Genomic DNA, 14,400 nt, shown 5'->3' with positions numbered 1-14,400 from the left:
WAMCSWMAACATACAACAATGGATACAGCACACGAGGAAACAACAACCTTAACAGAACCTAAAAAAACAACAACTGTTTCTGGTTCCGTAGCTTTATTGGAAGGATTAATAGCTGAGGGTACCGATACCATTTTTGGTTACCCGGGCGGCGCCATCATGCCCATTTATGATGCGCTATATGATTACAAAGAAAAATTACAACATATTTTAGTACGTCATGAGCAAGGCGGCACGCATGCTGGCCAGGGTTATGCACGTACTTCAGGCAAAGTCGGTGTTGTTTTTGCAACCAGCGGTCCTGGCGCAACAAACCTGGTTACAGGTTTGGCTGATGCTCAGATAGACAGTACTCCTATGGTTTGCATCACAGGCCAGGTTTTTGCACATCTTTTAGGAACAGATGCTTTCCAGGAAACGGATGTAATTAACATCACCACTCCGGTAACAAAATGGAACTATCAGGTAACTGATGCCACTGAAATCCCTAGCGTCCTTGCAAAAGCTTTTTATATAGCACGCAGTGGAAGACCAGGTCCGGTTTTAATTGACATTACCAAAAACGCGCAGTTACAGATGTTCGAATACGAAGGATATACGCCTTGCGAACACATCCGTAGCTACCGCCCTAAACCTTTGATCAGAAAAGAATATATTGAGGAGGCCGCGGCATTAATTAACGGCGCAAAAAAACCTTTCATCCTATTCGGACAAGGCGTTCTATTAGGTAATGCGGAACAGGAATTTAAAGCTTTTGTAGAGAAAAGCGGTATTCCGGCAGCATGGACAATATTAGGTGCCGGTGCTATCCCTACAGATCACCCGTTAAATGTTGGTATGCTTGGTATGCATGGTAACTATGGTCCTAACGTACAAACCAACTCTTGCGATGTTTTAATTGCAATCGGAATGCGTTTCGACGACCGTGTTACAGGCCGCTTAGATAAGTATGCAAAACAGGCAAAGGTTATCCATTTGGATATTGACCCTGCCGAAATTGATAAAAACGTAAAAGCAGACGTTCCTGTTTGGGGCGATTGTAAAGAAACTTTACCATTCTTAACTGCTTTGGTTGATCAGAAATCACATACCGAATGGGTAGAAGAATTCAGGGCTTTTGATAAAACTGAGCAAGAAACCGTAATACAAAAAGAACTAAACCCGGAAAGCGGTGAGCTTACCATGGGCGAGGTTATCAATAAATTAAATGAGCTAACCAAAGGTGATGCTGTTATTGTTACCGATGTTGGCCAACATCAAATGGTTGCTTGTCGCTATGCCAAGTTTAACCAAACAAGAAGCAATATTACCAGCGGTGGCTTAGGTACTATGGGCTTTGGTTTACCGGCTGCAATTGGTGCCAAATTTGGTGCTCCGGAGCGTACAGTAGTTGCCATTATTGGTGATGGTGGTTTCCAGATGACTTGTCAGGAATTAGGAACCATTATGCAAAGTGGTATCGATGTTAAAATCATGATTTTGAACAACAGATTCTTAGGAATGGTTCGCCAGTGGCAGCAATTATTCCACGAAAAACGTTATTCTTTTGTAGACATTACCAGTCCTGACTTTGTAAAACTTGCTGATTCTTACTACATCGCAGGTAAAAAAGTTTCGGAGCGTGAAGACCTTGTTGCAGCATTACAAGAAATGTTAGACCACAAAGGTTCTTACCTTTTAGAGGTAATGGTAGCCAAAGAACATAATGTGTTCCCTATGGTTCCACAAGGAAGTAGTGTAAGCGAAATCAGACTTAAATAATTAAAGATCATGAGCAATTCCAACGATATAGAAATAACCGGAAAACAGGAATTTACGATTACTGCATATACCGAAAATAGAATCGGCATACTTAACCGTATAGCCATCATCTTCTCCAGAAGAAAAATTAACATTGAAAGTTTGAACACTTCTCCTTCAGAAATTGAACACATTCACCGTTTCAATATTCTGATCCATGAAACGGAAGAGGTTGTTCGTAAACTGGCCCGTCAGATAGAAAAACAAGTAGAGGTATTGAAAGTATATTACAATACTAACGAAGACATCATCTGGCAGGAAATGGCATTGTATAAAGTGCCTACAGATACCATTGCAGAAAAAGTATCGGTAGAGCGTTTKCTTCGCGAATATGGCGCAAGAGCAGTAGTGATCCGTAAAGATTATACTGTTTTTGAAACCACCGGACACAGAGAAGAAACTGATAAACTGATTGAAGTGCTACAACCTCACGGATTAATTGAGTTTGTAAGAAGTGCAAGAGTTGCCATTATTAAAGACAGCGAAGGTTTTAACCGCAAGCTTAGAGAATTTGAGCGCAGAGAACCGGGTGAGGATGTGATTGAAAATGAGTTCCTTGATAAAGAGAAGAATGTATTTAGCATGTAATTCGTAGCCAACCGAATAGGCATTACAGAACTAATAAGATGGAAAACACCCTTTTTAAAACGATTATACAAACCAGGAAGAACTTTATTGAGTTGATAGAAACATCAACGATTGAAGAGATAAACGAGGTGCCTGCAGGCTTTAACAACAATATAATTTGGAACTTTGGCCATATTATAAGTAGTCAGCAGATCCTGTGTTATAAACTGGCTAATGTTGCCCCTGTTATAGAGGATCAGTATATTCTGGATTATCAAAAAGGAACAAAACCTGAAAAGTTCGTTGAAGCCGAAGAAATAAACATTTTAAAAGACCTGGCGCTTAGCACTATTAATAGGCTGGCAGAGGATCTGAACAACAATGTTTTTGTAAGCTACAATGCGCGTACTACAAGCTACGGTGTAGAACTAAAGAGTACAATTGAAGCGGTACAGTTTTTCCCTATACATGATGCTTACCACTATGGCTGTGCATCATCAATTAAAAAAGCATTAAATAAAAAGTAAATAAGAACCTTATAACAAAAAACCGATAAAACGATGTCAAATTATTTTAACACATTACCTCTTAGAGAAAAATTAAACCAATTAGGTGTTTGCGATTTCATGGACAGTTCTGAATTTCTTGATGGCGTAAATGCACTAAAAGGAAAAAAACTGGTAATTGTAGGTTGTGGAGCACAAGGCCTTAACCAAGGTTTAAATTTAAGAGATAGTGGTTTAAATGTTGCCTATACTTTAAGAAAAGAAGCTATTGAAGGCAAAAGAGATTCATGGAAAAATGCTACAGAAAACAACTTTACTGTTGGCACTTACGAAGAATTAATTCCTACAGCTGATGTAGTGATTAACCTTACTCCGGACAAACAACATACTGCAGTTGTAACTGCAATTATGCCGTTAATGAAACAAGGTGCTACTTTATTGTATTCGCACGGTTTTAACATTGTGGAAGAAGGAATGCAGATCCGTAAAGATATTACGGTGATCATGGTCGCCCCAAAATGTCCAGGTAGTGAAGTAAGAGCTGAGTATGTAAGAGGCTTTGGTGTACCTACCCTAATCGCTGTACACCCGGAGAACGATCCGGAAGGAAAAGGTTTAGCACAAGCTAAAGCTTACTGCGTTGGAACTGGTGGCCATAGGGCTGGTGTTTTAAAATCATCTTTTGTTGCTGAAGTAAAATCAGATTTAATGGGCGAGCAAACTATCCTTTGTGGTTTGTTACAAACGGGTTCAATCCTTTCATTCGATAAAATGATTGAAAAAGGAATCGATGCTGGTTATGCTTCTAAACTTGTTCAGTATGGTGTAGAAGTAATTACTGAAGCATTAAAACATGGCGGTGTTTCTGGCATGATGGACAGATTAAGCAATGTAGCTAAAGTTAAAGCTTTTGAAATTTCAGAAGAATTGAAAGACATTATGCGTCCGCTATTCCAAAAACATCAGGATGATATCATGAGCGGTGAATTTAGCCGTACAATGATGGAAGACTGGGCTGCTGGTGATAAAAACTTATTAGCATGGCGTGCTGCTACAGGAGAAACTGCTTTTGAAAAAACTCCTGCTGGTGATGTAAAAATCGGCGAACAAGAATATTTTGATAACTATACTTTAATGGTTGCTTTTGTTAGAGCTGGTGTTGAATTGGCTTTCGAAACAATGGTTCAGGCTGGTATTAAACCAGAATCTGCTTACTATGAGTCGTTGCACGAAACTCCACTTATTGCCAATACCATTGCGCGTAAAAAGTTATTCGAAATGAACCGTGTTATCTCTGATACTGCTGAATATGGTTGTTACCTATTTGATTATGCTTGTAAACCTTTATTAGCTGATTTCATGACTAAAGTAGATACTGATTTAGTAGGTAAAAACTTTAACGAAGGTAAAGATGGTTCGGTTGATAACAGAACGTTAATTGCAATTAATGAGGCGCTTCGTTCTCATGAAGTTGAAATAGTTGGCGCGAGATTGAGAAAAGCAATGACTGCAATGAAATCTATAAAAACAGCATAATAATAGTAAATGTCACAGCCCGTCGTCCATATCACAAAACTAAATTTAAAGTATCGGCACAAACCCGTGTTAAAGGATTTGAACTGGACTATAAATCGTAATGAGAATTGGTTGTTGTGCGGAACAAGTGGAAGTGGCAAGACATCATTAGCTAAAGCTATGGCCGGTATAGGCCATAGCTACAGTAATATTGAAATCAACTTTAATCCTCAAAGCAGTTTACCTGCTATGGCCTATTATGTGGCCAATTGGTTTCAATTTAAAGACTTGGAAGGCCAGTCTAATTTCTATTATCAGCAGCGTTACAATAAGCAATCAACAGAAACTACCGCGACGGTAAAAGCTGAATTGGAAAGTTTCGGCAAAAAACATTCACTTTTATTCAATGAGGTGGATAGGGTTTTAGCTGCTTTAGGGTTTTCGGAATTAAAAGACTCCACACTTATCCAGTTATCCAGCGGAGAGCATAAAAAATTACAATTGGTTAAAGCGTTATGGTTAAAGCCTCAATTGTTAATACTTGATCTTCCTTACAACGGATTGGATGTACTTTCCCGTAAAAACTTAAACGCTTTACTGGAAGAAATTTCTGAAGCAGGTACACAGTTGATCTTAATCAGCAACGAAGCTGAGCTACCTGCCTGCATCAATCGCATCGCAACAATTGAGGAAGGCAAATTAGTCGAGATTTCTGCTGATGAACGTGCCTGGAATGATATCGAAGCATTTGACAAACCTGTTCCTACATTTTTGAGTGAATCGGTTGTAAATGCTTCATCCGCAGAGATCATTAGAATGATCAATGTAAATATCAGCTACGGCGAAAAACAGGTGTTAAAAAATATCAACTGGGAAGTTAAAGCAGGAGAAAAATGGGTGTTGCATGGCCACAACGGCTCTGGAAAATCAACTTTGTTAAGTTTAATCTGTGGCGATCATCCTCAGGCTTACGCCAATGATTTTCATTTATTTGGAAACAAAAGAGGAAGCGGAGAAAGTATTTGGGAGATTAAAGAACGAATTGGTTTAATCTCACCAGAATTACACTGGTATTTTGATCCTTCAGCAACTGTTTGGCAAAGTATTGTTTCTGGCTTTTATGATAGTTCAGGCTTATTTTGTGATCCGGGATATTCAAAAAAAGCACAAACCGATGAATTAATTCACTATTTCGGGCTGGATGAATATAAAAACACCCTGATGAACGAACTTCCTCTTGGTAAACAAAGGCTGGCATTATTGGCCCGTACCATTGTAAAAAACCCGGAGCTATTGATATTGGATGAACCTTGCCAGGGATTAGACAAGCAACAAACATTGCATTTTAACAAACTGGTAGATGAATTGTGCAAAAATGGCACAACGTTAATTTATGTTGGTCATTTTGAATCACAGGTACCTGGCTGTATTGAGAAAAGAATTTTATTAGAAAACGGTGAAGTAAAATCCGTCGAAACCTTATTAGAGAGCGTACTATGAAGAAGAATATCTTAGTAATACCCGGCGATGGCATCGGGCCTGAAGTAACCACATGGGGAAAAGCCATTTTAGAACAAATTGCCGAAGATTTTGGCCATGAGTTTACCTTTGACGAAGCTTTAATGGGTCATGCTGCTATTGAAGCGACAGGCAGCCCATTGCCAGATGAAACCCTGGAAAAAGCCAGACAAAGTGATGCAATCCTCTTTGGTGCTGTAGGCCACGCCTTGTATGATAACGATCCTTCGCTTAAAGTACGCCCGGAGCAAGGTTTACTTAAGATCCGTAAAGAATTGGGTCTTTATGCCAATCTACGCCCTATTTTATTATTTGATGAATTGTTAAATGCATCAAGCATTAAACCAAGTATACTAAAAGGTACAGATATTTTATTTTTCAGAGAGCTGACAGGCGACGTTTATTTCGGAGAGAAAACACTTTCTGAGGATAGAAATACCGCGTCGGATTTAATGATCTATCACCGATACGAAATAGAAAGAATAGCACACAAAGCTTTTCAGGCTGCAATGCAGCGTAACAAAAGGTTATGTTCGGTAGATAAAGCCAATGTACTGGAAAGCTCCAGATTATGGAGGGCAACCGTACAGGCTATCGCTAAAGAATACCCTGAGGTTGAAACTGAACATATGTTTATAGACAATGCCGCAATGCAACTGATCAAAGATCCTAAGCGCTTTGATGTAGTACTAACTGCCAATTTATTTGGTGATATCCTTACAGATGAAGCTTCGCAAATTGCAGGCTCAATGGGGATGTTAGCCTCGGCCTCAATTGGTGATGGTACTGGTTTCTTTGAACCAATCCATGGCTCTGCACATGACATCACCGGAAAAGACCTGGCCAACCCGCTGGCTTCTATCCTATCCGTAGCGCTAATGCTCGAAATAGGTTTTGGACTAAAAGAAGAAGCCAAAACAGTAGTTGCCGCAGTTGACAAAGTACTCAAAGAAGGCTTCAGAACTAATGACATTGCCGACGGCACCACAAATCCTTATAAAGTATTAGGTACTAAGGAAATGGGTAAACTCGTCTTAAAATATATTACACAAAAAACCTATACTAACTAAAAACGAAAATTATGTTACACGATCCAAATAGAGTTTATGTGTTTGACACCACGTTGCGTGATGGTGAACAAGTGCCGGGTTGCCAATTAACAACCCCAGAGAAAATAGAAATTGCCAAAGAATTGGAGGCCCTTGGCGTGGATATTATTGAAGCAGGTTTTCCTATTTCAAGCCCAGGTGATTTCCAAAGTGTTGTAGAACTTTCTAAAGCGGTATCTGAGCCGATCATTTGTGCACTTACACGTGCAAATAAAGGCGATATTGATTCTGCTGTTGCTGCATTGAAATTTGCAAAACGTCCGCGGATCCATACTGGTATCGGCTCGTCTGATATGCACATCAAACATAAATTTAACAGTACAAGAGAAGATATTTTAGCACGTGCAGTTGAAGCCGTTAAATATGCCAAGCAATTTGTAGAAGATATTGAATTCTATGCAGAAGATGCTGGTCGTGCCGATGTACACTTTCTTGCCCAGATGGTAGAAGCAGTTATTGCAGCCGGCGCTACTGTTGTAAACATCCCAGATACTAATGGTTATTGCTTACCAGATCAGTACGGAAGCAAAATCAAGTTTTTGAAAGAGAATGTAAAAAACATTGACAATGCCATTATATCTGTGCATTGCCATAATGATTTAGGTTTAGCTACCGCAAATTCAATTGCGGGTTTACAAAACGGCGCCCGTCAAATTGAAGGTACTATTAATGGTATTGGAGAACGTGCAGGTAATACCTCTATTGAAGAGGTCGTCATGATTTTAAAGACCCACCAGACATTAGGTTTGCATACCAATATCAACACTAAAAACTTTTATGAGTTGAGCCGTATGGTAAGTTCACAAATGCGTATGCCGGTACAACCAAATAAAGCAATTGTTGGCAGCAATGCCTTTGCACACAGCTCGGGCATCCACCAGGATGGTTTCTTAAAAAACCGCGAAAATTACGAAATTATACGTCCTGAAGATGTTGGTTTCCCTGATGCAAGTATTGTACTTACTGCACGCAGTGGCCGACATGCTTTAAAGTTCCATTTGGAGCGCTTAGGTTTTAATTTAAGTAAAGAAGAATTGGGAGAAGCCTACCATCGCTTCCTTACAGTTGCAGATAGTAAATTAGATATTAATGATGATGATCTTTTGTTAATGATGGGCAAGCAACAATTAGCTTAACCTTTATTTCACAAAAAGAATTCATAATAAAAAAAGAAAAAAATGAGCAAAACATTATTTGATAAGGTGTGGGACACTCACGTGGTACGTAAAATTGAAGGTGGCCCCGATGTGCTTTTTATTGATCGCCACCTTATCCACGAAGTGACAAGCCCTGTTGCCTTTTTAGGCTTAAAAAGCAGAGGAATCAAAGTTTTATACCCTGAGCGTACATTTGCTACGGCAGATCATAACACCCCAACAATTAACCAGCATTTGCCGGTTGCAGATCCGCTTTCGGCTAACCAGTTAAAGGCATTAGAGTCCAACTCTAATGAATATGGTATCAGCCACTGGGGACTAGGCCATCAAAAAAATGGTATTGTACACGTTGTAGGTCCTGAATACGGAATTACACAACCGGGTGCTACTATTGTTTGTGGTGATTCGCATACTTCTACGCATGGTGCTTTTGGTGCAATCGCTTTTGGTATTGGTACTTCTGAAGTAGAAATGGTGCTTTCTACACAGTGCATTATGCAGCCAAAACCTAAAAAAATGCGTATCAATGTTAATGGAAAATTAGGTGTAGGTGTTACCCCTAAAGACGTTGCATTGTTCATCATTTCTCAGCTTACAACTTCTGGTGCAACCGGATATTTTGTGGAGTATGCTGGTGATGTTTTTGAAAACATGACCATGGAAGGCCGTATGACGGTTTGTAACCTAAGTATTGAAATGGGTGCCCGTGGCGGTATGATCGCTCCTGATGAAACTACCATCAATTACGTAAAAGGTCGTGAGTTTAGCCCTAAAGGCGAAGCCTGGGATAGAGCATTGGCTTATTACAAAACGTTAAAAACTGATGCTGATGCCGTTTTTGATAAAGAATTGACTTTCGATGGTTCTTCAATTGAACCAATGATCACATATGGTACAAACCCGGGAATGGGAATGGGAATTTCTCATGACATCCCTGATGCTGCTCACGCAGAAGGTGGCGCTGCAACCTATGCTAAATCATTAGGTTACATGGGCTTCTCGGAAGGCGAATCTATGATAGGTAAGAAAATAGATTTCGTTTTTGTTGGTAGCTGTACTAACGGACGTATCGAAGATTTCAGAGCATTTACTTCTATTGTAAAAGGCAGACATAAAGCTGACGATGTAACCGTTTGGCTGGTTCCGGGTTCTCATATTGTCGAGGCTCAAATCAAAGAAGAAGGCTTACTGGATATTTTAACCGAAGCTGGCTTTGAATTACGCCAACCTGGTTGTTCTGCATGTTTAGCAATGAACGACGATAAGATACCTGCAGGAAAATATGCGGTAAGTACCTCGAACAGAAATTTTGAAGGAAGACAAGGTCCTGGTTCAAGAACCATGTTAGCCAGTCCGCTAGTTGCTGCAGCTGCAGCTGTTACCGGCGTGGTTACAGACCCAAGAACATTAATTGAAGAACTTGTCTAAACACACTTAAAAGATTAAAATGGCCTACGATAAATTTAATATACTAAAAAGCACCGCGGTTCCACTTCCAATAGAAAACGTGGATACCGATCAGTTAATTCCTGCCCGCTTTTTAAAAGCTACAGAGCGCGTTGGGTTTGGCGACAACCTTTTCCGTGACTGGAGATATAACCCAGATAATACACCCAAAAAAGACTTTGTTTTAAACAACCCTGTTTACAGCGGTAAAATACTTGTTGGTGGTAAAAACTTTGGTTCAGGCTCATCAAGAGAGCATGCTGCCTGGGCGGTTTATGATTATGGATTCAGATGTGTGGTATCAAGCTTTTTTGCTGATATCTTCAGAAACAACTGCCTAAACATTGGTGTATTGCCAGTTCAGGTTAGTCCTGAGTTTTCTGAAAAAATCTTTGCTGCAATTTTTGCTGATCCTAATACAGAACTGGAAGTAAACTTACCGGAACAAACCATTACACTTTTAGCAACAGGTGAAAAAGAAAAATTCGAAATCAGCCCGTATAAAAAAGACAATATGCTGAATGGTTTTGATGACATCGATTACCTGCAAAGCATAAAACCAGAAATTGAAGAGTTTGCATTGCAGCTACCTCTTTAAAAAAAACATAGCTGTTACCCGTCATGCTATAGCACACCTCGTTATCTCGAGGATAGGAGAGATCTCTTGAATTGGTACAACCATTAAATCTCTCCTATCCTCGAGATGACGATGACGGATAATTAGTATAAAGAAAAAAGTAAGACCCGATACATGGAAAGAAGGAAAATAGAGATAATGGATACTACACTCCGCGATGGAGAACAAACATCGGGTGTGTCTTTTTCCATTTCAGAAAAGTTAACCATAGCCCAGTTATTATTGGAAGAGCTCCATGTTGACCGGGCTGAAATTGCTTCTGCACGTGTATCTGACGGAGAGTTTCAGGCAGTAAAAGCAGTTTTAACCTGGGCAGAAGCAAACGGATATGCAGATCGTATAGAAGTATTGTCTTTTGTAGACAACGGTGTTTCTATCGACTGGATGTTAAAAGCAGGTGTTAAAGTTCAGAACCTGCTCACCAAAGGTTCATTAAATCATTTAACGCATCAGCTTAAAAAAACACCAGAACAACATTTTGCAGAAATTAAGCATGTTATTGATCTGGCAATTGCCAACAACATCGCTACCAATGTTTATTTAGAGGATTGGAGTAATGGCATGCGCAACTCTCCGGAGTATGTGCTGCAATTTTTAGATTTTCTGACTACACAGCCCATAAAAAGAGTATTATTACCCGATACACTGGGTATTTTAACACCTGGCGAAACTTTTAAATATATTACTGAGCTTAAATCAAAATATCCGGATACCCATTTTGATTTCCATGCACATAACGATTATGATCTTGGTACAGCCAATGTTTTAGAATCTGTAAAGGCTGGAATAAGCGGTTTGCATTTAACAGTAAACGGAATGGGCGAAAGAGCAGGAAATGCAGCAATGGCCAGCGCTATTGCCGTAATTAATGACTTTGCACCCGAGGTTGAAGTTCAACTTAGAGAATCTTCGATTTATAAAGTTAGTAAGCTTGTTGAAACATTTTCAGGTGTTAGAATCCCTTCAAACAAACCGATTGTTGGCGATAATGTATTTACCCAAACAGCCGGGATTCACGCTGATGGAGACAACAAAAACAACCTGTACTTTAACGACCTCCTACCTGAACGCTTCGGCAGAAAACGCAGTTATGCATTAGGAAAAACTTCCGGTAAAGCCAATATTGAAAAAAACCTGCAAGAATTAGGCTTAAAACTAAACGATGCCGACCTAAAGAAAGTTACTCAAAGAGTTATTGAATTAGGCGACAAAAAAGAAACCGTAACCAAAGAAGATCTTCCTTACATCATTTCCGACGTATTAGACAGCAGCCTTTATGAAGAAAAGGTTATTGTAGAATCGTACGTATTGATGAATGCAATGGGCTTACGTCCATCTGCTACCATCTCTGTAGTAATTGAAGGGGAAAAGTTCGAAGAGAATGCGCAGGGCGATGGTCAGTTTGATGCATTTATGAATGCGTTAACGAAGGTTTATGCAAAAAAAGAAAGGAGCTTGCCAAAGCTGATCGACTATGCTGTAAGGATAGCTCCCGGAAGTAATTCAGACGCTTTATGCGAAACAATTATTACCTGGGAAACCGATCAGAAAGTATTTATAACCAGAGGCCTTGATTCAGATCAGACCGTGTGTGCGATTAAAGCTACCCAGAAAATGTTGAACATTATTTAAAGGTAAATTAGTATCACAAATAAAAACTGGTTATAATTAAAGAAATATTTAAAAAAACACAACTAGAAATATATGAAACTTAATATCGCTCTTTTAGCGGGAGACGGAATTGGACCTGAGGTTATTGATCAGGCAGTTAAAGTATCAAATGCCGTAGCACAAAAATTTAATCACGAAATTGTATGGACTTCTGCCCTAACCGGCGCTGCTGCAATTGATGCTGTTGGCGAACCTTATCCAGATGCAACACACGATATCTGTATGGCAGCTGATGCTGTTTTGTTTGGCGCTATTGGTCATCCACGTTACGACAATGATCCAAAAGCTACCGTTCGTCCGGAACAAGGACTTCTAAAAATGCGTAAAAAACTGGGCCTATTTGCAAACGTACGCCCAACATTTACTTTCCCATCTTTAATTGATAACTCTCCATTAAAAAGAGAGCGTATAGAAGGTACAGATCTTATTATCCTTCGTGAGTTAACTGGTGGTATTTATTTTGGCGAAAGAGGTAGAAAAGACGATGGCAACACAGCTTTCGATACTTGTACCTATACCAGAGTAGAGGTTCAGCGCTTGGCTAAATTAGGTTTTGAAATGGCAATGGCCCGTGGTAAAAGACTTTGCTGTGTAGATAAAGCAAACGTATTGGAAACATCACGTTTATGGAGAGAAACTGTACAGGACATGGAAAAAGATTTCCCTGAGGTTACAGTAAGCTACGAATTTGTTGATGCAGTTGCGATGCGTTTGGTACAATGGCCAAATTCATATGATGTATTGATCACAGAAAATTTATTTGGAGACATTTTAACCGACGAAGCATCTGTAATTTCGGGCTCTATGGGCCTTATGCCATCTGCTTCAATTGGCGTTCACACTTCTTTATTTGAACCAATTCACGGTTCTTACCCTCAGGCTGCCGGTAAAGACATTGCCAATCCTTTGGCAACTGTATTGTCTGCCGCAATGATGTTTGAAGATGCTTTCGGATTAAAAGAAGAAGCAGAATTGATCAGAGCTGTAGTAAACAAATCTCTTGCAGAAGGAATCGTAACTGAAGACCTTTCAGGAAAAAACAAAGCATACAAAACAAGTGAAGTTGGTGATTGGTTAGCTAAGAACATCAAGTAGCTAAACATCTTTTCCTTTCCCATTACGGGAGAAACAAATTTAAACCCTTATCTGTTATCAGGTAAGGGTTACATCTTTTAGAAAACATGACAGAGAATACTGTTAAATTAGACTCCAAAGCCGCATCGCAACGATTAGCAGATGTTGTAAAGCATACCCCGCTCATCTACAATTCCAAGTTATCTGAAAAATACGAGTGCGAAATATACTTAAAACGTGAAGACCTGCAAATTGTACGCTCCTACAAATTGCGTGGTGCTTACAATATGATCAGTCAGTTGAGCCCGGAAGAATTGAGCCGTGGAGTTGTTTGTGCGAGTGCAGGAAACCATGCACAAGGCGTTGCTTTCTCTTGCGATAAACTTGGCACCAAGGGTGTCATCTTTATGCCCGAAATCACTCCTAGACAAAAGGTTAAGCAAACAGAAATGTTTGGCAACGGCAGCGTAGAGCTTGTATTAGTTGGTGATACTTTTGACGATTGCCTGATGGAAGCTTTGGCTTATACCAAGGAGCACAACATGACTTTTATCCCACCATTTGATAATTACAGCATTATTGAAGGCCAGGGTACTGTTGGTGTAGAGATATTCGAAGATCTGCAGGGCGTTGAGGTGGTAATTATGCCAATCGGCGGTGGTGGTCTTGCTGCAGGTGTAGGAAGCTATTTAAAAAACGAAAATCCAAATATACAGCTGATAGGTGTCGAGCCTGAAGGCGCTCCATCTATGTTAAAAGCATTTGAACATGGTGGTCCAATAACATTACCTGAAATAAATCGTTTTGTTGATGGTGCCTCTGTAAAGCGMGNTARGNAWCSTAACTTACGAACTTTGCACCAAGGTATTGGATAGTATGTTACTGGTTGCAGAAGGAAAAATCTGTACTACCATATTAAAACTTTATAATGAGGATGCTATTGTAGTTGAGCCAGCCGGTGCGTTATCGGTAGCTGTACTGGATGCGTGTAAGGACAAAATAAAAGGAAAAGCTGTTGTTTGTGTGGTGAGTGGTGGCAATAACGACATCGAGCGCATGCAGGAGATTAAAGAGAAATCCTTACTTTATGAAGGGCTTAAGCATTACTTCATTGTTCGGTTTCCGCAAAGACCAGGAGCACTTAAGCTTTTTGTGAACAATGTACTTGGTCCGCATGATGACATTACCCGCTTTGAATTCATTAAAAAAACCAATAAGGAAAATGGTCCTGCTTTGGTTGGTATTGAGCTTACAGATCGAACAGATTATGATGCTTTAGTGCAACGAATGAAGGAATTTAAGTTTGAAATTATAGAGCTCAATAACGACAAAACACTATTTGAATATTTGGTTTAACTTTGCAGTAAACAACAATATTCTGCATAACATTTTAATTACAGAAT

At 39.6% G+C, this 14,400-nt stretch carries 11 protein-coding genes and 1 pseudogene; all 12 read left to right on the top strand.

Going from position 1 to position 14,400, the window contains the following annotated elements:
• Positions 1 to 18: 18 nt before the first annotated feature.
• The 12 genes and pseudogenes from ilvB (at position 19) to ilvA (ending at position 14,353) form a co-directional block, all read left to right on the top strand.
• Positions 19 to 1,758: a biosynthetic-type acetolactate synthase large subunit gene (ilvB, locus tag N824_RS04540; protein ID WP_048903942.1), complete on the top strand. Its 1,740-nt coding sequence runs from the start codon at positions 19 to 21 to the stop codon at positions 1,756 to 1,758.
• A 9-nt stretch (positions 1,759 to 1,767) separates the two neighbouring features.
• Positions 1,768 to 2,385, top strand: coding sequence for an acetolactate synthase small subunit (ilvN, locus tag N824_RS04535; RefSeq protein ID WP_048903941.1), 618 nt, complete (start codon positions 1,768 to 1,770; stop codon positions 2,383 to 2,385).
• Positions 2,386 to 2,423: 38 nt separating this feature from the next.
• The gene (locus N824_RS04530; protein ID WP_048903940.1) at positions 2,424 to 2,891 is read left to right on the top strand and encodes a DinB family protein; all 468 of its coding nucleotides are present in this window, start codon (positions 2,424 to 2,426) and stop codon (positions 2,889 to 2,891) included.
• A 33-nt stretch (positions 2,892 to 2,924) separates the two neighbouring features.
• On the top strand, positions 2,925 to 4,406 hold the full coding sequence (gene ilvC, locus N824_RS04525; protein ID WP_048903939.1) for a ketol-acid reductoisomerase: 1,482 nt from the start codon (positions 2,925 to 2,927) through the stop codon (positions 4,404 to 4,406).
• A gap of 9 nt (positions 4,407 to 4,415) precedes the next feature.
• On the top strand, positions 4,416 to 5,885 hold the full coding sequence (locus N824_RS04520; protein ID WP_048903938.1) for an ATP-binding cassette domain-containing protein: 1,470 nt from the start codon (positions 4,416 to 4,418) through the stop codon (positions 5,883 to 5,885).
• Positions 5,882 to 6,973, top strand: coding sequence for a 3-isopropylmalate dehydrogenase (gene leuB, locus N824_RS04515; protein ID WP_048903937.1), 1,092 nt, complete (start codon positions 5,882 to 5,884; stop codon positions 6,971 to 6,973). The genes N824_RS04520 and leuB (N824_RS04515) overlap by 4 nt, the downstream gene beginning before the upstream one ends.
• An 11-nt stretch (positions 6,974 to 6,984) precedes the next feature.
• On the top strand, positions 6,985 to 8,148 hold the full coding sequence (locus N824_RS04510) for a 2-isopropylmalate synthase (RefSeq protein WP_084498188.1): 1,164 nt from the start codon (positions 6,985 to 6,987) through the stop codon (positions 8,146 to 8,148).
• Between the two features lie 42 nt (positions 8,149 to 8,190).
• Positions 8,191 to 9,597: a 3-isopropylmalate dehydratase large subunit gene (gene leuC / locus N824_RS04505; protein WP_048903936.1), complete on the top strand. Its 1,407-nt coding sequence runs from the start codon at positions 8,191 to 8,193 to the stop codon at positions 9,595 to 9,597.
• A 19-nt stretch (positions 9,598 to 9,616) separates the two neighbouring features.
• Positions 9,617 to 10,213 carry a 3-isopropylmalate dehydratase small subunit gene (gene leuD, locus N824_RS04500; protein ID WP_048903935.1) on the top strand — a complete coding sequence of 199 codons (597 nt, stop codon included), beginning with the start codon at positions 9,617 to 9,619 and terminating at the stop codon, positions 10,211 to 10,213.
• A gap of 153 nt (positions 10,214 to 10,366) precedes the next feature.
• Complete coding sequence (locus N824_RS04495) at positions 10,367 to 11,884, top strand: alpha-isopropylmalate synthase regulatory domain-containing protein (RefSeq protein ID WP_048903934.1); 1,518 nt, start codon at positions 10,367 to 10,369, stop codon at positions 11,882 to 11,884.
• A gap of 72 nt (positions 11,885 to 11,956) precedes the next feature.
• Positions 11,957 to 13,018: a 3-isopropylmalate dehydrogenase gene (leuB, locus tag N824_RS04490; protein ID WP_048903933.1), complete on the top strand. Its 1,062-nt coding sequence runs from the start codon at positions 11,957 to 11,959 to the stop codon at positions 13,016 to 13,018.
• Between the two features lie 86 nt (positions 13,019 to 13,104).
• A pseudogene (gene ilvA / locus N824_RS38230) lies at positions 13,105 to 14,353 on the top strand (threonine ammonia-lyase IlvA).
• Positions 14,354 to 14,400: the final 47 nt, after the last annotated feature.

Source organism: Pedobacter sp. V48 (assembly GCF_000523515.1).
Classification (GTDB): Bacteria; Bacteroidota; Bacteroidia; order Sphingobacteriales; family Sphingobacteriaceae; genus Pedobacter.
The sequence above is the reverse complement of the archived record's forward strand: the minus strand, read 5'-3'. Positions and strand labels throughout refer to the sequence as shown.

Excerpts from the sequence above, each read along its gene's own strand:
- leuD (WP_048903935.1), top strand. The coding sequence starts at position 9,617 with ATGGCCTACGATAAATTTAATATACTAAAAAGCACCGCGGTTCCACTT.
- leuB (WP_048903933.1), top strand. The coding sequence starts at position 11,957 with ATGAAACTTAATATCGCTCTTTTAGCGGGAGACGGAATTGGACCTGAG.
- ilvB (WP_048903942.1), top strand. The coding sequence starts at position 19 with ATGGATACAGCACACGAGGAAACAACAACCTTAACAGAACCTAAAAAA.
- N824_RS04520 (WP_048903938.1), top strand. The coding sequence starts at position 4,416 with ATGTCACAGCCCGTCGTCCATATCACAAAACTAAATTTAAAGTATCGG.
- N824_RS04510 (WP_084498188.1), top strand. The coding sequence starts at position 6,985 with ATGTTACACGATCCAAATAGAGTTTATGTGTTTGACACCACGTTGCGT.
- leuB (WP_048903937.1), top strand. The coding sequence starts at position 5,882 with ATGAAGAAGAATATCTTAGTAATACCCGGCGATGGCATCGGGCCTGAA.
- leuC (WP_048903936.1), top strand. The coding sequence starts at position 8,191 with ATGAGCAAAACATTATTTGATAAGGTGTGGGACACTCACGTGGTACGT.
- ilvC (WP_048903939.1), top strand. The coding sequence starts at position 2,925 with ATGTCAAATTATTTTAACACATTACCTCTTAGAGAAAAATTAAACCAA.
- N824_RS04495 (WP_048903934.1), top strand. The coding sequence starts at position 10,367 with ATGGAAAGAAGGAAAATAGAGATAATGGATACTACACTCCGCGATGGA.
- N824_RS04530 (WP_048903940.1), top strand. The coding sequence starts at position 2,424 with ATGGAAAACACCCTTTTTAAAACGATTATACAAACCAGGAAGAACTTT.